The organism is Thauera sp. (assembly GCF_047601425.1).
Taxonomy (GTDB): domain Bacteria; phylum Pseudomonadota; class Gammaproteobacteria; order Burkholderiales; family Rhodocyclaceae; genus Thauera.
The window spans coordinates 3279896-3299595 of the sequence record NZ_JASGJL010000001.1 but is presented as its reverse complement, the minus strand read 5'-3'; the positions used below and the strand labels follow the sequence as shown (position 1 = coordinate 3299595).

17 protein-coding genes are annotated in these 19700 nt (G+C 66.7%); 13 read left to right on the top strand and 4 right to left on the bottom strand.

Features of this window, described 5'->3' with window-relative positions; all coding sequences use genetic code 11:
• Positions 1-131 precede the first annotated feature (131 nt).
• A complete protein-coding gene (locus QM748_RS15905; RefSeq protein ID WP_415247883.1) occupies positions 132-1274 on the bottom strand; it encodes a sugar diacid recognition domain-containing protein in 1143 nt (380 codons plus the stop codon).
• A 358-nt stretch (positions 1275-1632) separates the two neighbouring features.
• On the opposite strand from QM748_RS15905, the gene QM748_RS15900 reads away from it, so the two are divergent.
• Complete coding sequence (locus tag QM748_RS15900; RefSeq protein WP_415247882.1) at positions 1633-1851, top strand: glycine zipper 2TM domain-containing protein; 219 nt, start codon at positions 1633-1635, stop codon at positions 1849-1851.
• 255 nt (positions 1852-2106) lie between these two features.
• Entirely contained in the window at positions 2107-3732 is a 1626-nt protein-coding gene (locus QM748_RS15895; protein WP_415247881.1) for a peptide chain release factor 3, read from the top strand.
• A gap of 40 nt (positions 3733-3772) precedes the next feature.
• Here QM748_RS15895 and QM748_RS15890 read toward each other — a convergent pair whose 3' ends face one another.
• Positions 3773-4300 carry a hemerythrin domain-containing protein gene (locus QM748_RS15890; RefSeq protein WP_415247880.1) on the bottom strand — a complete coding sequence of 176 codons (528 nt, stop codon included), beginning with the start codon at positions 4298-4300 and terminating at the stop codon, positions 3773-3775.
• Positions 4301-4614: 314 nt separating this feature from the next.
• Here QM748_RS15890 and QM748_RS15885 point away from each other — a divergent pair, with 314 nt between their 5' ends.
• Positions 4615-5091, top strand: a complete 477-nt coding sequence (locus QM748_RS15885) for a cytochrome P460 family protein (protein ID WP_415247879.1) — start codon at positions 4615-4617, stop codon at positions 5089-5091.
• Between the two features lie 203 nt (positions 5092-5294).
• Here QM748_RS15885 and QM748_RS15880 read toward each other — a convergent pair whose 3' ends face one another.
• Positions 5295-6290, bottom strand: coding sequence for a GlxA family transcriptional regulator (locus QM748_RS15880; RefSeq protein WP_415247878.1), 996 nt, complete (start codon positions 6288-6290; stop codon positions 5295-5297).
• Positions 6291-6460: 170 nt separating this feature from the next.
• Here QM748_RS15880 and QM748_RS15875 point away from each other — a divergent pair, with 170 nt between their 5' ends.
• Together QM748_RS15875 and QM748_RS15870 are read left to right on the top strand one after the other, a co-directional pair.
• Positions 6461-7186: an NAD(P)H-dependent oxidoreductase gene (locus QM748_RS15875; protein ID WP_415247877.1), complete on the top strand. Its 726-nt coding sequence runs from the start codon at positions 6461-6463 to the stop codon at positions 7184-7186.
• A gap of 19 nt (positions 7187-7205) precedes the next feature.
• Positions 7206-7961, top strand: coding sequence for an enoyl-CoA hydratase (locus QM748_RS15870; protein ID WP_415247876.1), 756 nt, complete (start codon positions 7206-7208; stop codon positions 7959-7961).
• Positions 7962-8011: 50 nt separating this feature from the next.
• Here QM748_RS15870 and QM748_RS15865 read toward each other — a convergent pair whose 3' ends face one another.
• Complete coding sequence (locus QM748_RS15865; RefSeq protein WP_415247875.1) at positions 8012-8716, bottom strand: SDR family NAD(P)-dependent oxidoreductase; 705 nt, start codon at positions 8714-8716, stop codon at positions 8012-8014.
• Positions 8717-8844: 128 nt separating this feature from the next.
• Here QM748_RS15865 and QM748_RS15860 point away from each other — a divergent pair, with 128 nt between their 5' ends.
• The 8 genes from QM748_RS15860 to QM748_RS15825 all read left to right on the top strand — a co-directional run bounded on the left by QM748_RS15860 (position 8845) and on the right by QM748_RS15825 (position 19514).
• Complete coding sequence (locus QM748_RS15860) at positions 8845-9597, top strand: AraC family transcriptional regulator (RefSeq protein WP_415247874.1); 753 nt, start codon at positions 8845-8847, stop codon at positions 9595-9597.
• Positions 9598-9679: 82 nt separating this feature from the next.
• Positions 9680-10630, top strand: a complete 951-nt coding sequence (locus QM748_RS15855) for a DMT family transporter (protein WP_415247873.1) — start codon at positions 9680-9682, stop codon at positions 10628-10630.
• A gap of 156 nt (positions 10631-10786) precedes the next feature.
• Positions 10787-13843, top strand: coding sequence for a formate dehydrogenase-N subunit alpha (fdnG, locus tag QM748_RS15850; protein ID WP_415247872.1), 3057 nt, complete (start codon positions 10787-10789; stop codon positions 13841-13843).
• A gap of 10 nt (positions 13844-13853) precedes the next feature.
• On the top strand, positions 13854-14741 hold the full coding sequence (fdxH, locus tag QM748_RS15845) for a formate dehydrogenase subunit beta (protein WP_415247871.1): 888 nt from the start codon (positions 13854-13856) through the stop codon (positions 14739-14741).
• Entirely contained in the window at positions 14738-15361 is a 624-nt protein-coding gene (locus tag QM748_RS15840) for a formate dehydrogenase subunit gamma (protein WP_415247870.1), read from the top strand. The genes fdxH and QM748_RS15840 overlap by 4 nt, the downstream gene beginning before the upstream one ends.
• 77 nt (positions 15362-15438) lie before the next feature.
• Positions 15439-16386, top strand: coding sequence for a formate dehydrogenase accessory protein FdhE (fdhE, locus tag QM748_RS15835; RefSeq protein ID WP_415247869.1), 948 nt, complete (start codon positions 15439-15441; stop codon positions 16384-16386).
• A 108-nt stretch (positions 16387-16494) separates the two neighbouring features.
• Positions 16495-17898 (top strand): L-seryl-tRNA(Sec) selenium transferase, encoded by a 1404-nt coding sequence (gene selA, locus QM748_RS15830; RefSeq protein WP_415247868.1) that lies wholly within the window; start codon positions 16495-16497, stop codon positions 17896-17898.
• 236 nt (positions 17899-18134) lie between these two features.
• Entirely contained in the window at positions 18135-19514 is a 1380-nt protein-coding gene (locus tag QM748_RS15825) for an FAD-dependent oxidoreductase (RefSeq protein WP_415247867.1), read from the top strand.
• Positions 19515-19700 lie beyond the last annotated feature (186 nt).

The following is a 19700-nucleotide window of genomic DNA, read 5'->3' as shown; positions in this document are numbered from 1 at the left end:
ATGGATAAGAGGCACGATGGCACTTCCACGGCAGCCACAGCTTAGAACCGGATGCGCCTTGTGATCTTCATCTGAACGCACAAAATATGTCTATATTTTTAATATTAATTGTGCACTCATACATATAAACATCATGCCGGACCGGCCGCATCGAGCTGCAAGGCGATGAACAGCAGCAGACAATCGTCCAGCCGGGCCAGATCCAGCCCGCTCAGTTCCCCGAGCCGGCGCAGGCGATAATCGAGCGTATTGCGATGAACGCCCAGTGCGCGTGCGGCAGCAGCCGACTTCATGTCGTGCGCGAACCAGGCAGCGAGCGTATGCCGCAGCTGACCGTCGCGATCGTGCTGCGACAAGCGCTGCAGCGGACGGCGCAGCTCATCCGCCTGCCAACCTTCGTTCAGGCCGGCCAGCAGCACCGCCAGTGTCTGGTCGGCATAACAATGGAACGCGCCGCCGCGCTGGCGGCCGAGTCGCAGCACTGAGCGCGCGGACTGGTAGGAACGCGCCAGCCCGGCACTGCCCGGAAACACACCGCCGAGCGCCAGGCGCAGCGCCACCTGGCCATCGCGCTGCAGACGCGCAAGCAGGGCTTCGGCCCGTGTGCGCAGATGCTTCGCCACATCCGGTGCAGCGGATACCGGCAGCAGGGCGACCACTTCGCGCAGCGACACCGGTGCGCACAATATCCCTGGCTCTGCGGCCAGCACACGCAGCAGCCGCTGTTGCCCGGCAAGCTGAGCGGCCGCATCGGCAACGGCAGGGTCGGGCTCGAGCAACAGCGCGACGCGCTGGCACGCCGGATCGACGCCGAGCTGGCGCGCCCATTCTTCCAGCGCCGGCGCCGGTGCGGCCGCACCGATCAATTGCAGCACCAGTTCCTCACGCAGCCTCGCATCGCGCGCGATGATCTGCATCAGCCGCGCCTGCTCGATCATCGTTTCGGCAGCCATCCGCAGCAGTTCGGCGAACTGGCGGATGGCGTCGGGTTCGCCGCTGAGCCCGATCACGCCGACGATGCCGCCTTCGGCGCGCAGCGGCAGGTTGATGCCCGGCCGCGCGTCGTGCAGGCGGCGCGCCAGCGCATCGTCGATCTCGATCGTGCGTTCTTGCGCCAGCACCATCATCGCCCCCTCGTGCGGACTGCCGATGCGGGCCGCATCGCCGCTGGCGATGATGACCCCGCGCGCATCCATGACATTCACGTTGGCATGCAGGATCTGCATCGTGCGATCGACGATGGATTGGGCGAGAGAGGCTTCGAGCAGCAGCATGGCGTGGATGGAAACGGACGGATGACTGCATGCTGCCGTGTGCGGCCGGCGCGGACAAGCGTCCGGGCATCGAGGATGCCGAAGCCCATGCCTGCCGTGCCGGTGCCCTGCATCCTGCTGCCAAGCTGCGTCCAAATGTTAATGCGCAATCCGCAGGGCCGTGATGCCGACCGCCGTGCTTGCCGCCGGCCCCACGGGAATGGCGCCAGTGGCGGATACCGGACAGCTGCAGGGTTGAAACAAGTCGTCACGCTGAGCGCGGAGTTTTCCGCCGGCACCGTGTTCCCATTCATGGCCTCGGCGATCGGCGGAACACCAGCGTTCCTGCCATCCAGCAAGCAGAAGAAAGGAGCACAGCATGAAGATCCACAGCCTGATCCCCGCCATCCTGATCACCATCGCCGCAACGGGTTGCGCGACCTGGGACAACATGTCCTCGCGCGAAAAGAGCGCCGCGACCGGCGCTGCAGTCGGCGGTGTGGCTGGCGCAGTCATCACCGACGGCGGCATTCTCGGTACCGTGGGCGGCGCAGCCATCGGCGGCGTCATCGGTGACCAGGTCGGCAAGAAGAAATAAGACGGTGCCTCGCCGGCCGCACCTGGCCGGCTGCACCTCGCCGGCCGCACCTTTCCGCGTTTCTCCTCTGCTCCCGCCATGGAGCCACATCGGGCATCGGCGCCCCGTCCGGCGCCGATGCCCGTTTTCTTGCCCGTTCCGTACCGCCGCAGCCCGCTCGGCGCAACGGCAGCCCGTCGCATCCTTGGTAGAATCGCCACCGTCCCGCCTCGCACCATCGCGCGCAGGCGGTTTTCTTTTCGCTGACGAATCCCGATGACGACCACCCCCTTCCCGCCCGAGCTGCTGCGCGACGTCGACAAGCGCCGCACCTTCGCCATCATTTCCCACCCCGACGCGGGCAAGACCACACTGACCGAAAAGCTGCTGCTGTTCGGCGGCGCAATCCAGCTCGCCGGCACGGTGAAGGCGCGCAAGTCCGCCCGCCACGCCACCTCGGACTGGATGGAAGTGGAAAAGCAGCGCGGCATCTCGGTGACCAGTTCGGTGATGCAGTTCGACTACCAGAGCCACACCATCAACCTGCTCGACACGCCGGGCCACGAGGACTTCTCGGAAGACACCTACCGCGTGCTGACCGCGGTCGATGCCGCGGTGATGGTGATCGACGCCGCCAAGGGCGTGGAAGCGCAGACGATCAAGCTGCTCAACGTCTGCCGCATGCGCAACACGCCGATCATCACCTTCGTCAACAAGCTCGACCGCGAAGTGCGCGAGCCTTTCGACCTGCTCGCCGAGATCGAGGACGTGCTGAAGATCACCTGCGCGCCGGTGACCTGGCCGCTGGGCATGGGCAAGGCCTTCCGCGGCGTCTACCACCTGCTGCAACAGCAGGTGCTGACCTTCACGCCGGGCGAGGAGCGCCGCAGCGACGGCGAGATCATCAAGGGCCTGGGCAATGCCGAGCTCGACAGCCGCTTCCCGCTGGAAATCGGCCAGTTGCGCGAGGACGTGGAACTGATCGACGGCGCCTCGCCGCCCTTCGATCTCGCCGAATTCCTCGCCGGCCAGCAGACGCCGGTGTTCTTCGGCTCCGGGATCAACAACTTCGGCGTGCAGGAGATCCTGCAGGCGCTGCTCGATTGGGCGCCGCCGCCGCAGCCCCGCGTTGCCGGCACGAACGCGGCGGACGGCACGCGCATGGTGCAGCCGGCCGAGCCGGCCTTCACCGGCTTCGTGTTCAAGATCCAGGCCAACATGGATCCCAAGCACCGCGACCGCATCGCCTTCTTCCGCATCTGCTCGGGCCGCTACAGCTCGGGCATGAAGGTCAGGCACGTGCGCGCCGGCCGCGACATGAAGCTCGCCAACGCGCTGACCTTCATGGCCAACGAGCGCGTGATCATGCAGGACGGCGTCGCCGGCGACATCATCGGCATCCACAACCACGGCCAGCTGCAGATCGGCGACACCCTGAGCGAAGGCGAGAACATCGGCTTCAAGGGCATTCCGTACTTCTCGCCCGAACTGTTCCGCGCCGCCCGCCTGCGCGATCCGCTGAAGTCCAAGCAGTTGCAGAAAGGCCTGCAGGAGCTGGGCGAGGAGGGCGCGATCCAGGTCTTCGAACTCGAAGGCGGCCAGATGCTGCTGGGCGCGGTCGGCGTGCTGCAGTTCGAGATCGTCGCCCAGCGCCTGAAGGACGAATACAAGGTTGACGCGATCTTCGAGCCGGCCGACATCCACACCGCGCGCTGGCTGACCTACCCCGACGACCTCACCCGCCGCAACTTCGAGCGCGAGCAGGCGCTGCGCCTGGGCAAGGACATCGACGGCAACCCGGTGTATCTGGCGACCAGCCGCTACAACCTCGAAGTGACGGCGGAGAAGTGGCCGAAAGTCACCTTCCACGCCACCCGCGAGCACGGCCAGGTGCTGGGCTGAAACACTCGGCCGCGGTCACGGTCTGGCGCAGCCTGCAGCCTCAGGCCACCGGCGCGTACAGCGGGTAGAGCACCTCTTCCTCACGCCGGATGCGGTCGACCAGCGCCGCACCCACGGCATCGAGATCGGCAACGAAGCTGGCCGCCAGGGAAGGATCCTCGCCAAGACGGGCGTAGCGCGTCAGGAAAGCGACGACCTTCTTGCCGATCTCGTCCATGTCGTGGCGGAATCCGTGCATCAGCGCATGGCTGGCGGGATCGTTCGCCAGCGCATGCTCGAGATACACGTACAACCGCACGTTCTCGACCAGCAGATGGCCGTGCAGGTCGGCGCGGAAACGCTCCAGCAGCGGCACCACCTCGTCCAGGCGCCCGCTGCGCGCAGCGCTGCCGATCTGGCCGAAGCAGTCGAGCATGCTGCGGTGATCGCGCACCAAATGCTCGATCAGGTCGCTGCTGTAGCGGATCGAGGTACCGGGCGCGCAGGGCCCGGATTCCGGCGCCGAATGGGCAGGCTCGGCCCGTGGTTTGTCGTGATGCCTGCCGAACAGCCAGTCGAGCAGAAACATGGAAAACTCCTGAGGGTGGCCGCGCAGCGGCGGCCGGTCGCGGAATGACCTCCGACGCTAAGACGGAACACCTGCCGGTTTCCATGCGATGGATCAAATCCATACTCATGACATGTGTATTCTGCCCACGCGCTCGCCTCATGCCTTGCCTCGCGAAACGCCGAATCATGATTTTCTCTATCTGCGCTTGCCGATTACGGCGATGCCGGACACTGCATGGCGCATGTAGCCTGAAACTGGGCATAGCCCATCAAGAACACGGGCTCCGGCCCATCGCCGGCCCCGTTCCCGAGACGAGATCAGGAGGCGACGAAATGTTCAGGACACTGGCAATTGCCATCACCCTCGGCAGCGCAGGCACCGCGCTGGCCGCGCAGGACACCAGCCAGATTCCCTTACCGGAAGGCTACCGCGACTGGCACCACCATCATTCGACCGTCAACCTCGACGGGCACGAGCCGGCAGGCAACGTCGGCATCCAGCACGTCTATGTCGATGCCGCCGCGCTGGAGGGTTTGAAGACCGGCAAGTTCGCCAAGGGCGCCACCTTCGCCGTGGACCGCTTCGCCTATTCCGCGGACGACAACCACTCGCTGTCCCAGGCCGCGCGCAAGGTCGTCGCCGTGATGGTCAAGGACGACGAGCTTTATCCCGAAACAGGCGGCTGGGGCTTCCAGGCCTTCAAGGGCGGCGACCCGAACGCCAGGGCGGTGACGGATGGCGGCATCCAGTGCTTCTCCTGTCACATCCCGCTGGCAGACAACGACTATCTATTCACCCGCGGCCAATGACTGCCGAATTCCCGTCACAGAAAACCGATCGGGGGGGGGCGGGCTCGATCTCTTCACCCACATCGTCTCGGCTCCACCCACGAAGCCGGCACTGACGGTGTGCGAATCGGAGAAGGCCAAGGCTTGAGCGCTCGTTCTCGCGGCAGGAAGCAAAAGTGCCCCCCTGCCGCCACCCGGCTTTTGCGATATCCGACCGGCTGCCGTCACCTGGGCGCCAGATCGATCCGGAACCGATTCCGATACGCCCCCGGGCTCATGCCGACACGCTGGCGGAAGAGCCGCGAGAACGAGCTGGTATCGGCATAACCGACCTGGCCGGCGATGGCGTCCATGCTCAGGTCGCCGGTTTCGAGCAGCCTGCGCGCGGCTTCGAGCCGGAGGTCCTGCAGATAGGCCAGCGGCGTCTGTTCCAGCGCGGCCTTGAAGCGTCGGATCAACGTGCGGTCGCTGACCGCCAGCGCCGCGGCAAGCTCGGCGATCCGCAGCTCCCGCGTCATGTTGCTCTGCAGCCAGTGCTGCGCGCGCTGCACCAGCGAATCCGCGTGCGTCCGCTCCGCCAGCAGCGGCAGGTAAGGGACCTGGCTGGTCTGGCCGACGTCGATCAGCAGGCTCCTGGCGGTCTGCGCGGCAACTGCCTGCCCGGCAAAGCGTTCGACGACACGGATCGCCTGCAGCAGGTAGGAGGCCGAGGCGCCCGCACAGACCATCCGCTCCGACTCGGTGACCACCGAGCGCAACTGCAGCTCCACCTCGGGATAGCGGGCGCGGAACTGGCGTTCCAGCCACCAGGTCGTCGTCGCCGTCCTGCCGGCGAGCAGCCCCGTCTGCGCCAGCACGAAAGTGCCGGTGCAGTTGGCGGCGACCCACGCTCCCGCCCGCCACTGCGTCGCCAGCCAGGCACAGGCCTCGGCCTGGCGCTCGAGCAAGCGGTCGAAGCGCGCGCGGCTCTCGTAGTGCAGACCAGGGATGAAGACGAGATCGTAGCGCTCGCCCGGCTCCAGCTTGCGCGCCTGCAGTTGCAGGCCATTGCTCGCGATGACGGGCTCGTCCGATGCAGCGACGAAGCGCCAGCCGAACTGCATCGCATCGGCGCCCTGCTGCCGGCGCAGATGCGCGTTCGCGACCTGCAGGATGTCGGCAAAACCAGCGGCGCTAGAGGCATGGCACTGCTCGAGCACGAGGATCGCGGCGCGGATCATGGCGTGACGGAATTCGCATGTAGATAGTCGTTTTTGCCACTCTACACGGCAGGCCCGGCTTTCTAAACTGCTTTCATCCGCAAATGCTTCAGCCGAAGCGATTGCCAACAAAAAGGCGCCCCCGGCCCATTGCGGCAACGGTGCAGCCTGCCGACAGTGAGCACCAAACCATGAAAGTCTTCGTCGTCCACGCCCACCCCGAGCCGCAGTCCTTCTGCACCGCGATGAAATCCGCCGCGGTCGAAGCCTTCGCGCAGCAAGGCCATGAAGTCCAGGTCTCCGATCTCTACGCCATGGGCTTTCAGCCGGTGGCCTCGACCGCCGACTTCGGCGAGCGCGCCGATCCCGACTACTGCGTCTACGCGCTCGAGCAGCGGCACGGCGTGCAGACCGGCACCCTCAGCGCCGACATTCGCGCGGAACTCGACAAGCTGCTGTGGTGCGATCTGGTGGTGTTCGTCTTTCCCGTCTTCTGGTATTCGACGCCAGCCATCCTCAAGGGCTGGATCGACCGTGTGTTCGTCTCGGGCCAGGTCTACGGCGGCAAGCGCTTCTACGATCGCGGCGGCCTGGCCGGGCGCCGCGCGCTCGTCGGCCTCACGCTGGGCGGTCAGGAACACATGTTCGAGCCGCAAGGCATCCACGGACCGATCGAGGACATGTTGAAGCATTTCCTGCAGGGCACGCTGGCCTATGCCGGACTGCAGGTGCTGCCGCCCTTCGTCGGCTGGCACATTCCCTATCTGTCCGACGAAGCGCGGAATCAGGCCATGGAAGCCTGGAAAGACCGCCTCCAGTCGCTCGACGCCGACGTCCCGCTCGAATTTCCGCGCCTGGCCGACTACGACGGCAGGCTCCGTCCGCTGCATGTGAACGCTGATACCATCGGCCGCTGACCCCACCAGGAGAACATGGATGATCGAGTGCTCCCGCCAGCATGGCGTTCAAGTGATCGAGCTGAACCGGCCCGAGAAGAAGAACGCGTTTACCGGCGAGATGTACGACCGGTTGCGTGAAGCCCTGGTCGCGGCGGACGCGGATGCCACCGTCGCGGTGATCCTGATCACCGGCAGGGGTGACGCCTTCTCGGCCGGGAACGATCTGCAGGACTTCCTGCAGTACCCGCCGGACAGCGTGGATGCGCCGCCCTTCCATTTCCTCAATGCCCTGGTCCGGACCAGGAAGCCGGTGATCGCCGCCGTCAACGGACTTGCGGTCGGCGTCGGCGCGACGATGCTGTTCCATTGCGACCTGGTCTATGCCCAGGACAGCGCCCGCTTCTCCTTTCCCTTCGTCGCCCTCGGCCTGATCCCCGAAGGCGCGTCCAGCCTGCTGCTGCCGCGGCTCGCCGGCCACCAGCGCGCTTCCGAAGTCCTGCTGTTCGGCGACCCTCTGTCCGCCGCCGAGGCCCGCGAGATCGGCCTGGTCAATCGGGTCGTCAGCGAACAGCCGGTGCGGGACTTCGCGCTGGAGCAGGCACTGCGCCTGAGCCGGCTGCCCGCCGGCTCCGTGCTCCAGACCAAGGCCATGCTCAAGAATACCGACGAAGTGCTGGCCCGCATCAAGCGGGAAGCCGACGCCTTCGTCGTGCGGACGCAAGGCCCCGCAGCCCGCGAGGCCTTCGCAGCCTTCCTCGAGAAGCGCAAGCCGGATTTCTCCGGCCTGGACTGATCGAGGGCGCGGGCCGGTCCTTAGCCCCCTCGCGCGCGCCATCATTCCCCTTACCAGGGAATCGGCATGTTCTGGTAATCGACGAAAATCGTGCCGCGCTCGCCCTGGTGGCGGGCGATGGTGTCGGCCAGCCCTTTCGCGCTGTCTTCCACGTTGACCAGCGCATCCGGGCCGCCCATGTCGGTGCGCACCCAGCCCGGCATCAAGGCCAGCACGGTGCGCTCGCCACCGGCGCGGGCGGTGTAGCTGCGCAGCAGCATGTTCAGCGCGGCCTTGCTGGCGCGGTACAGCTCGGAGCCGCCATCGGCATTGTTGGCGATGCTGCCCAGCCCCGACGACATCGCGGCGATGATGCCCTGCGGCTTGACCAGCGGGGCCAGCGCTTCGATGACGCGCAAGGGACTCAGCGCATTGGTCACCATCAGGCGCACGAACTCCTCGGTGCTCACCTCGCCGATGGGCAGCCGGGGGCTGTCGATCACACCAGCATTGACGAGCAGGACGTCCAGCGAAACACCTTGCAGCCGCGCCGACAAGGCGGCGATCTGCTCGGGCCTGTCGATGTCGATCGCTTCCACGCGCAATGCACCGGCCGACGCCTGCGCCAGGCGGCCGAGCGCGGAGTCGGAAGCAGGCTTGCGCTCGGTGGCGATGACCTGCCAGCCCCGCGACAGGTATTCGCGCACCAGGCCAAGGCCGATGCCCCGCGATGCGCCGACGATGAGAATGGAAGGGGCGGATGCGGTCTGGGTCATGTGAATGGCTCCTTTCAGGTCGGACAAAAAAACATCTTCCCACCTTACGGCGGCGGACAGCCATTCCTGAATCACCCCATGTCAGCCCGAATGGCGCGTCTGCCCGCACCCCGGGATAATCGCCAGCCATGAACCGGGATACGTCCGACACTCCACCGCCTGCGATCTCGATCCGGAGCTACGGCACGGACGGCCACGCGCATGCCCACGATTTCGCCCAGCTCGTGCTGCCGCTGGCCGGATCGCTCGAAATCGACCTCGAAGGGCAGGGTGCAAGGCTCGACCGGACACAGGCAGCCTACGTGCCGCCCGGCATGCGCCATGCGCAGGAGAGCCGTTTGCCGAACCGCTTCCTGGTGGTCGATCTGCCTGCAGTCGATGCCGACATTCTGGCGCTGGATAAGCTCGCGGCACGCCGTTTCGTCACCATCACGCCAGCGGCGGCCCATCTGATCGACTACATGGGCGCGGCGCTGGAAGGCGGTGCACCGGCCCGGAACATGGCGCTGTGGACGCCATTGCTGCTCGATGCGCTCGCGGAGGCGCCGCCACGGCCGGTTTCCCGCCTGGCCGCGCTGCTCGCCGCAATGGGCTCCGAACACGTCCTCGGCTGGACGGTCGCCGACCTGGCGGCACAGGCGAAACTGAGCAGCAGCCGGCTGCACGCCGTGTTCCGCGAGGAGCTCGGCACCACGCCGCACACCTGGCTGGCCGAGCGCAGGCTGGAGCAGGTTCTGCGCTGGCTGGCGACGACCGAGCTGCCGATCGCCGAGATCGCCCTGCGCGCCGGCTTTTCCGACCAGAGCGCGCTGACCCGCGCGGTGCGCAAGGCCTGCGGCATGACGCCGGCAGCCTATCGCCGGCAAGCCGCAGGAGCCTGAGCCCAAAACCCGATAGCTTTCGACAAGACCCGCCCGCCAGGGGCGGCTAGCCTGTCGTCTTCATCAGATCAGGGAAACAGACATGCCGGGCGGTTCGCAAACCACGATCGGAATCCTCTGCGGCGCCGGTGCGGGCGCCTTGTGGGGCCTGGTATTCCTGGCGCCCGAACTCGTCAGCGACTTCAATCCCCTGCACCTGACCTTCGGCCGCTATCTGTTCTACGGCCTGCTGTCCGCCGCGCTGCTCGCGCCGCGGCGGCGCGTCGTGCTGCCGGGCCTGACACGGCGCGAATGGCTCGGCGCCGGCAGCCTGGCGCTGGTCGGCAACATCGCCTACTACGCGCTGCTGTCCACCGCGGTGCAGCTCGGCGGCATCGCCATGACCTCGCTCGTCATCGGTTTCCTGCCGGTGGCGGTGACGATCATCGGCAGCCGCGACGCGGGCGCGGTGCCGCTGCGCAAGCTCACGCTCTCGCTCGCCTTCTGCGCGGCCGGCGCGCTGTGCATCGGCTGGCAGGCGCTGGCCGCGCCGGCTTCAGGCTCGACTGAACGCCAGCTCGCCGGCCTGCTGTGCGCGCTGGGCGCGCTGGCGACATGGACCTGGTTCGCCGTCGCCAACAGCCGCTGGCTGGGGCGGCTGCAAGGCATCACCGCCCACGATTGGAACCTGCTGACCGGCGTCGCGACCGGCGCCCTGACACTGGCGCTGCTGCCATTCGCAGCCTTGCTCGACAGCTCGTCGCACACCGCCGCCGACTGGCTCCGCCTCGCCGGCGTTGCCGCCGGCCTGGCCCTGTTCGCCTCGATCGCCGGCAACGCGCTGTGGAACCGCATGAGCCGCCTGCTGCCGCTGACCCTGGTGGGCCAGATGATCCTGTTCGAGACCCTGTTCGCGCTGCTGTACGGCTTCGCCTGGGAACAGCGGCTGCCGACGGTGCTGGAAGTCTGCGCCTTCGCGCTGGTGTCGCTGAGCGTGGTGTCCTGCATCGCCGCCCACCGGCGACCCGCCGGAGACTCCCCGCAACATGGTTAACTCCTTCAAAACCAATGGCATCCGATCGTTTATTCCTTCTGGATGGAGCCCCGTCCACCTAGGGTAAACCTATGCCTTACATTTCATAGGCTTTTATGGTCCCATAAGCAGTAGCTGTCAAAACAGCCCTGCAAACCAACGAAGACGGAGGGAGCCATGAACGTCTCGAGACGCGGATTCTTCAAGGTCTGCGCGGCGGGCATGACGGGTTCGAGCCTGGCCACGATGGGTTTCGCACCCACCGCGGCACTGGCCGAGGTTCGTCAGTACAAGCTCGCGCACGCAACCGAAACACGCAGCATCTGTCCTTACTGCTCGGTATCCTGTGGAACGCTGGTCTACTCGATGGGCGACAAGTCGAAGAACGCCAAGGCGCGGATCTTCCACATCGAGGGCGACCCGGACAATCCGGTCAACCGGGGCAGCCTCTGTCCGAAAGGCGCCGGCCTGCTGGACATGGTCCACAGCCCGCTGCGCCTGACCCACCCCGAAGTGCGCGAACCCGGCAGCAACGAATGGAAGCGCATTTCCTGGGACGAAGCCTTCGACCGCATCGCCAGGCACATGAAGGCCGACCGCGATGCCAACTTCATCGAACGGAACGAAGCCGGCCTGACGGTGAACCGCTGGAACACCTTCGGTTTCCTCGCCAGCTCCGCCGCCTCCAACGAACCGGGATACCTCACCCACAAGGTGCTGCGCGGCCTTGGCGCGGTTGCATTCGATACTCAAGCCCGTATCTGACACGCTCCCACGGTAGCCAGTCTGGCTCCGACGTTCGGGCGTGGTTCGATGACCAACCACTGGGTTGACATCAAGAATGCAGACCTCGTCCTGATCATGGGCGGCAACGCCGCCGAAGCGCACATCTGCGGCTTCAAATGGGTGCAGGAAGCAAAGCAGGGCCGCAAGGCCAGGCTGGTCGTCGTCGACCCCCGCTTCACCCGCTCCGCCGCCGTGTCCGACTACTACGCGCCGATCCGTCCGGGCGCGGACATCGCCTTCCTGTCGGGTGTCATCCACTACCTGCTGGAAAACGACAAGATCCAGCACGAGTACGTGAAGACGCACACCAACGCGCCTTTCCTGATCAACCCCGATTTCGGTTTCAAGGACGGCCTGTTCAGCGGCTACAACGCTGACAAGCGCAACTACGACAAGTCCACCTGGAGCTACCAGATGGGCGAGGACGGCTACGCCAGGGTCAACCCGACGCTGCAGGACCCGAACTGCGTCTTCCAGCTGATGAAGAAGCACTTCGCGCGCTATGACGCCGACACCGTCAGCCGCATCACCGGCACGCCGAAGGATGCCTTCCTGAAGGTCTGCGGGATGATCGCCGAATGCTCGGCGCCGACGCGCACGATGACCATCCTGTACGCGCTGGGCTGGACGCAGCACTCGGTGGGTTCGCAGAACATCCGCACGATGGCGATGATCCAGCTGCTGCTGGGCAACATGGGCGTGGCCGGCGGCGGCATCAACGCACTGCGCGGCCACGCCAACGTGCAGGGCATCACCGACCAGTGCCTGTTCGGCGAGAGCCTGCCGGGCTACCTGCACGAACCGACCGACGCCGAGCCGACGCTGGAGAGCTTCATCACCAAGCGCACGCCGAAGATGCTGCGCCCGGGGCAGATGAACTACTGGAGCAACTACTCCAAATTCTTCGTCAGCCTGCTGAAGGCCTTCTACGGCCCGAACGCCACTGCGGAAAACAACTTCGGCTACGACTGGCTGCCCAAGCAGGACACCGCCTACGACGTGCTGGCGATGTTCGAGCGCATGCACCAGGGCCGCATGAACGGCTTCGCCTGCCAGGGCTTCAACCCGCTGGCCTCGGTGGCCAACAAGGGCAAGGTCTCGGCCGCGCTGTCGAAGCTGAAGTACCTGGTGGTGATCGACCCGCTGGCCACCGACACGTCCGAGTTCTGGAAGAACCATGGCGAGTTGAACAAGGTCGATCCGGCGCAGATCCAGACCGAGGTGTTCCGCCTGCCGGCGGCGCTGTTCGCCGAGCACGAGGGCAGCTTCACCAACTCCAGCCGCGTCATCCAGTGGCACTGGAAGGCCGCCGACGGCCCGGGTGAAACGCGTGAGGACACCGAGATCCTCGGCCAGCTGTTCACCCGGCTGCGCAGGATGTACGCCACCGAAGGCGGCGCCTTCGCCGAGCCGCTGATGAAGCTGCACTGGCCCTACCGCATCGCCACCCATCCGTCCGCGGAAGAACTGGCGCGCGAGATCAGCGGCTACGCGGTCGCCGACCTGGCCGACGCCAGCGGCAACGTCACGGTGAAAGCCGGCGAACAGGTCGCGGGCTTCGCCGTGCTGCGCAACGACGGCTCCACCGCCTGCGGCAACTGGCTGTACTCGGGCATGTGGTCGCAGGCCGGCAACCTCACCGCGCGGCGCGACAACAGCGACCCGACCGGCCTCGGCCAGTCGCTCAACTGGGGCTACGCCTGGCCGGCCAACCGCCGCATCCTGTACAACCGCGCCTCGTGCGACGCCAGCGGCAAGCCGTGGGACCCGAGCCGCAACATCCTCCACTGGAACGGCAAGGCCTGGGGCGGCAACGACGTGCCCGACATGCGGCCCAACGCCGCGCCGGAAGAGGGCGTCGGCGCCTTCATCATGACCGGCGAGGGCGTTGCCCGCCTGTTCGCGCCCGGCATGGTGGAAGGCCCCTTCCCCGAGCACTACGAGCCGTTCGAGACGCCATTGGGCAAGAACCCGATGCATCCGGACGTGCCCGCGGTGGTCAGCAACCCGGCGGCACGGGTGTACAAGGGCGACATGGAAGTGTTCGGCAAGGCCGACGAGTTCCCCTATGTCGCCACCACCTACCGCCTGGCCGAGCACTTCCACTTCTGGACCAAGACCTCGAAGATCAACGCGATCCTCCAGCCGGAGCACTTCGTCGAGATTTCCGAGGAACTGGCGGCCGAGAAGGGCATCCGCAAGGGCGACGTCGTCACCGTGCGCTCCAACCGCGGCCACATCAAGGCCGTGGCGGTGGTGACCAAGCGCATCAAGGCTCTGACGGTGGACGGCCGCACGGTGCATACGGTGGGCATCCCGCTGCACTACGGCTTCAAGGGTGAGACCAAACCGGGCTACATCACCAACACCCTGACGCCGTTCGTGGGCGACGCCAACAGCCAGACGCCGGAGTACAAGGCGTTCCTGGTGGACATCGAGAAGGCATAGGAGGGGTCCCATGGCACTGCAATCGCTAGACATCGCGCGGCGCTCGGCGACCACCACCGAGGCGCCCAAGGTGCGCGAAACCACCGAAGTCGCCAAGCTCATCGACGTGTCCGCCTGCATCGGCTGCAAGGCCTGCCAGGCGGCATGCATGGAGTGGAACGACATCCGCCCTGAAGTGGGCAACAACGTCGGCATCTACGACAACCCGCAGGATCTCGACGACAAGACGTGGACGCTGATGCGCTTCACCGAGGTCGAGGAGAACGGCAGGCTCGAATGGCTCATCCGCAAGGACGGCTGCATGCACTGCGCCGATCCCGGCTGCCTGAAGGCCTGTCCCTCGCCGGGCGCCATCATCCAGTACTCCAACGGCATCGTCGATTTCCACCAGGAGAACTGCATCGGCTGCGGCTACTGCATCACCGGCTGTCCGTTCAACATCCCGCGGCTGTCGAAGACGGACAACAAGGCCTACAAGTGCTCGCTGTGCTCCGACCGCGTCGCGGTCGGCCAGGCGCCGGCCTGTGCCAAGGCCTGTCCGACCGGCGCGATCAAGTTCGGCGCCAAGGAGGACATGGTGCATTACGCCGAGGCGCGCATCGACGACCTCAAGGATCGCGGCTACCAGAACGCCGGCCTCTACGATCCGCAAGGCGTCGGCGGCACCCACGTGATGTACGTGCTGCACCATGCGGACAAGCCGACGCTGTACGCCGACCTGCCGGAGAACCCGCAGATCAGCCCGACCGTGGCGCTGTGGAAGGGCGTCGCCAAGCCGCTCGCCCTGCTCGCGCTGGGCGCCACGGCCATCGGCAGCCTGTTCCATTACGTCATGAAGGGTCCGAACGAGGTCTCCAAGGAGCTCGAAGCGGAAATGGAAAAGGAGGACGCACAATGATCCGCAATCCGCGTGACCTGCAGCGTTACAACGCCTCCGAGCGCGCCAACCACTGGATCGTGGGCATCTGCTTCATCCTGCTCGCGCTGTCCGGCCTGGCCTTTTTCCACCCCGCGCTGTTCCCGCTGGTCAATCTGTTCGGCGGCGGCACCTGGGCGCGCATCCTGCACCCCTGGATCGGCGTGGTGATGGCGATGTTCTTCGTCATCATGTTCTTCCGCTTCGCCAGCCTCAACTTCATGGGCGGCAAGGACTGGGACTGGCTGTCCAAGGTCGGCAAGATGGTGGACGGCAACGACCACGACATGCCCGAGCAAGGCAAGTACAACGGCGGCCAGAAGCTGCTGTTCTGGCTGCTGACGCTGTGCATGGTGCTGATCACCGTCTCGGGCGTGGTGATGTGGCGCAGCCAGTTCGACTTCCCGACCGAGCTGGTGCGCATCGCCGTGGTGGTGCATGCCGCCGCCGCTGCGTTCATGATCGGCCTGATCTTCGTGCACGTGTATGCCGCGATCTGGACCCGCGGCACCATCCGCGCCATGCTCTACGGCACCGTGACGCGGGCCTGGGCCAAGCAGCACCACCGTGGCTGGTACCGCCAGATGACGGGCAAGGACTGATCGGTCCTGTCCCCGACCCACGGCGGGCGGTGTCCGGTTAAACCGGGCCCCGCCCGCCGCGCCTTGTGAGGAAGCACATGAACCTGCCCCAAACCGCCGCCGGCGCCAATCTGCAGCAGTGCTCCGAAGCGCCCGCGGTGCTGCAGCCCATGCCGGCCAGCGTCTTCGCCGACCGTGCCGCGCGCTTCGAACGCCTGGCCGACGGCCACGCCCTGGGCGACTGGCTCGCCTTTCTCGCCCGCCTGAGCCGCATCCAGCACGACCTGCTGAAGGCCCACCCGGCCATCCCCCTGCCGTCCGATGCCGCGCGCACGCAGGCGCGCGAACACGGCATGCCGGTGCTGCCGACCAACGGCTGGCAGCGCGACCCGGTCTGGCACAAGCATCTCGCCGCCCTCGCCGACGGCCTGCAAGCCCATGCGCCCGAAGCACTGCGCCCGGTGCTGGCCGGGCTGCTCACGACCAACGAAGCCGAACTGGAACGTCTGGCCGATGGCGTGCTGCGCACCGAATACGACCCCGCGCACAGCGCCCGCCTGCCCTTCATCGCCGCCGCGCTGCAGGTGTATTGGACCTGGATGGCCGCCCAGCCCGCGCTGGCCGGCCTGGCCCGGCTCGACGTGCCCGGCGTCTGCCCCTGCTGCGGCAGCCTGCCGGTATCCAGCGTGATCCAAGCCGGCCAATACACCGGCGTGCGCTACCTGCACTGTTCGCTGTGCAACACCGAATGGAACCTGGTGCGCGCCAACTGCACAAGCTGCGGCGAAACCGACAAGGTGTCCTACCGCGTGCTCGAAGCCGCGGGCAACACCACCCACGACACCGTGCGCGCCGAAGTCTGCGACGACTGCCACAGCTACCTGAAGCAGGTGCTGCGCGACAAGGACGCCAGCGCCGACCCGGTGGCCGACGACCTCGCCACGCTGGCGCTGGACATCCTGGTCGACGAAGCCGGCTACCTGCGCAGCGGGCCGAATCCGTTGTTCGTGCCGGGGGATGTCGCCGAATCCCAGGCCGACCGCTGAACACCACAGCCAAGAACCGGGCCGGCAATGCCGGCCCACCCCAGGAAGTCCGGAATCGACTACGCTTCAACCTTCGATAGACCTCGTTGCCCGGTGCGGGCCCAGGCCATGACGACATCCCCACTTGCCTCCCTTCCCGCGGTCGACCGCCTGCTCGCCGAGCCCTCGATCGTTGCTGAAATTTCCACCCACGGCCGCCAGATCGTCACCGAAGCCATCCGCAGCGAACTTGCCGCGGTACGTGAAGCAGCCCGGAACGGCAGCACACCACCTGACGTTCCTGCGTTGATCGACACGATCCGCCAGCGCATCGCCCGCGACAGCCAGTCCCGGCTGCGCCAGGTGTTCAACCTCACCGGCACCGTGCTGCACACCAACCTCGGCCGCGCGACCCTGCCCGAGGAAGCGATCGCGGCGATGGTCGAAGCTGCCCGCCACCCCTGCGCGCTGGAATACGACATCGATTCCGGCGGCCGCGGCGACCGCGACGACCTCGTCTCCGACCTGCTCGGCGAGCTGACCGGCGGCGAGGCTGCCACCGTGGTCAACAACAACGCCGCGGCGGTGTTCCTGCTGCTCAACACCCTGGCCCAGCGCAAGGAAGTCGTCGTCTCGCGCGGAGAACTGGTCGAGATCGGCGGCGCCTTCCGCATACCCGACATCATGAAGCGGGCCGGCGCGCGGCTGGTCGAGATCGGCTGCACCAACCGCAGCCACGCGCGCGATTACGAAGAAGCCATCGGCCCGCGCACCGGCCTGCTGATGAAGGTGCATACCAGCAATTACGCGGTCGAAGGTTTCACCAAGTCGGTGTCGCAGGCCGAGATCGCCGCCATCGCCCACGCCCACGGCCTGCCTTTCGTCGAAGACCTCGGCTCCGGTACGCTGACCGGCCTCGAAGCCTGGGGCCTGCCGCACGAGCCGACGCCGCGCGAAGCCATCGCCGCCGGCGCCGACCTCGTCACCTTCTCCGGCGACAAGCTGCTCGGCGGCCCGCAGGCCGGCATCCTGGTCGGCCGCAGGGAGCTGATCGCCAAAATCAAGAAGAACCCGCTGAAGCGCGCGCTGCGCGTCGGCAAGATCACCCTCGCCGGGCTGGAAGCGGTGCTGCGCCTGTACCGCGACCCCGACCGCCTGCCGGAACGGCTCGAAACCCTGAGACTGCTGACCCGCGCCCAGACCGACATCCTCGCCCAGGCCGAACGCCTGCGCCCGGCGCTGGCCACCGCGCTGGCGGAGTGGCCGCTGACGGTGAGCGTGGAGCCGATGCGCTCGCAGATCGGCTCCGGCAGCCTGCCGGTCGACCGCCTGCCCTCCGCCGGGCTGGTGTGCCGTCCGCAGCGCAAGGGCGGTCTGCTGAACCGGCTGGAAAAAGCCTTGCGCGGGCTGCCGGTACCGGTCATCGGCCACATCGCCGACAACGCGCTGTGGCTGGACCTGCGCTGCCTGCGGCAGACCGACGAAGCCCGCTTCGCCGCCCAGCTTCACGAACTCGCGGCCAGGCCGCGCTGAAACAACGCAGCAAGCGCACTGAAGCAGCCGGCACGCGGACCGGCATCGCTTCGCAGAATCCGCCCGGACGGCAGCCATGCCACCCGGGCGGCCGGACACATCAGGCCGATCTGAATATCTGCCGTCCGGCAAGGCGACCTCGGTCGCCACCCCCACGGCCGAGCCTTGCGCACGGCACATCAAGCTCCGGCGGCATCCCGCACCGGGGCGGCTGAAACATCATCGGGAGGAACACCATGACTGATCAATACAATGCTTCACGCCGCCGCTTCCTGGCGGCGAGCGGCGGCATCGCCACCGCCGCGCTGGCAGCGCCCGGCCTGAGCCAGGCGGCCGTGCCGCGCGCAAGCACCGAACGCCCGCTGCCGCCGCTGGTCGGGCGCAGCACCGAGACCCTGATCCCGCGCGGCAAGGCGCGCCGGGTGGTCATCTGCGGCGGCGGCTGGGGCGGCATCACCGCCGCCAAGTACCTGCGCCAGCAGGTGCCGCACCTGGAAGTAGTGCTGCTGGAGCGCAACCAGAACTTCTTCTCCTGCCCGATGAGCAACAAGTGGCTGGTGGACGTCGTTGACACCCAGTACCTGACCAAGGATTACCTGAAGGTGTCCGAGGAGCTCGGCTACCGCTTCATCCAGACCGAGATCCTCGAGATCGCGCGCGACACCAAGCGCGTCATCACCGCCGCCGGCGCGCTCGACTACGACTACCTGATCCTGTCGCCCGGCATCCGCTACAACTACGAAGCCTGGTTCGGCAACGACCGCCGCGCGGCCGAAGCCACCCGCGCACGCTTCCCGGCGGCCTACATCCCCAGCGCCGAGCACTTCCGCCTCAAGCAGGCCATCCAGGATTTCAAGGGCGGCGACCTGGTGATGACCCTGCCGCCGCCGCCGCAGCGCTGCCCGCCCAGCCCCTACGAGCGCGCCTGCCTGATCGCCTCGCTGTTCAAGGCGAAGAAGCTCAACGCCCGCATCACCATCCTCGACCACAAGCCCGACGTGATGCCGATCGGCCCAGGCTTCAAGGCCGCCTTCCAGGAGCTGTACAAGGACATCATCACCTACGTGCCGAATGCTCACGTCAAGGAAGTCGATCCGTTCAACAAGCGCATCAAGACCGCCGCCGGCGATTTCGACTTCGACCACGCGATCCTGATGGCGCCGCACCAGGCCGGCGACCTGGCCTGGAAAGCCGGTGTGGTCGGCCAGTCCTTCCAGGGCGGGCCGGACGGCTGGGCCGCGGTCGATCCGCTGTTCCTGCACGCCGAGGACGACAAGGACGTGTACGTGATCGGCGACGCGGTCGGCTACGTGTCGCCGCAGTTCTCCTTCTATCCCAAGGCCGGCCACGTCGCCAACCAGCACGCGCGCATCGTCACCCACTACATCGCCGAGCGCGAGGCCGACCGCCAGCCGGGCTACCGCCTGCCCGACAACCTGTGCTTCATGATGGTCAGCACCCAGCCGCAGGAAGCGATCTCGGTGAAGTTCGACTACAAGGTCAATGATCTCGGCATCATCGAGCAGACCCAGATCGACTTCAACGAACGCAAGCCGGAAACAGTGGGCGAGGACTTCGAGTGGGCGCGGGGGATCTACGAGGACATGTTCGGCTGATGTCCGGCCGGGAACGCGCCATCGGAGACGACCCGGCTGTATGGCTTCGATGGCCGTTCCCACATTTCTGCAGCCCCCCGGAACTGGTATGCCCGGCGAGATCATTGATAGGATTCGGAGCTTCGGTGTTCCGATCCCGCACTGAAGGACGGCAGGATCGCATCTGCCTGGGCACTACCGCGATCG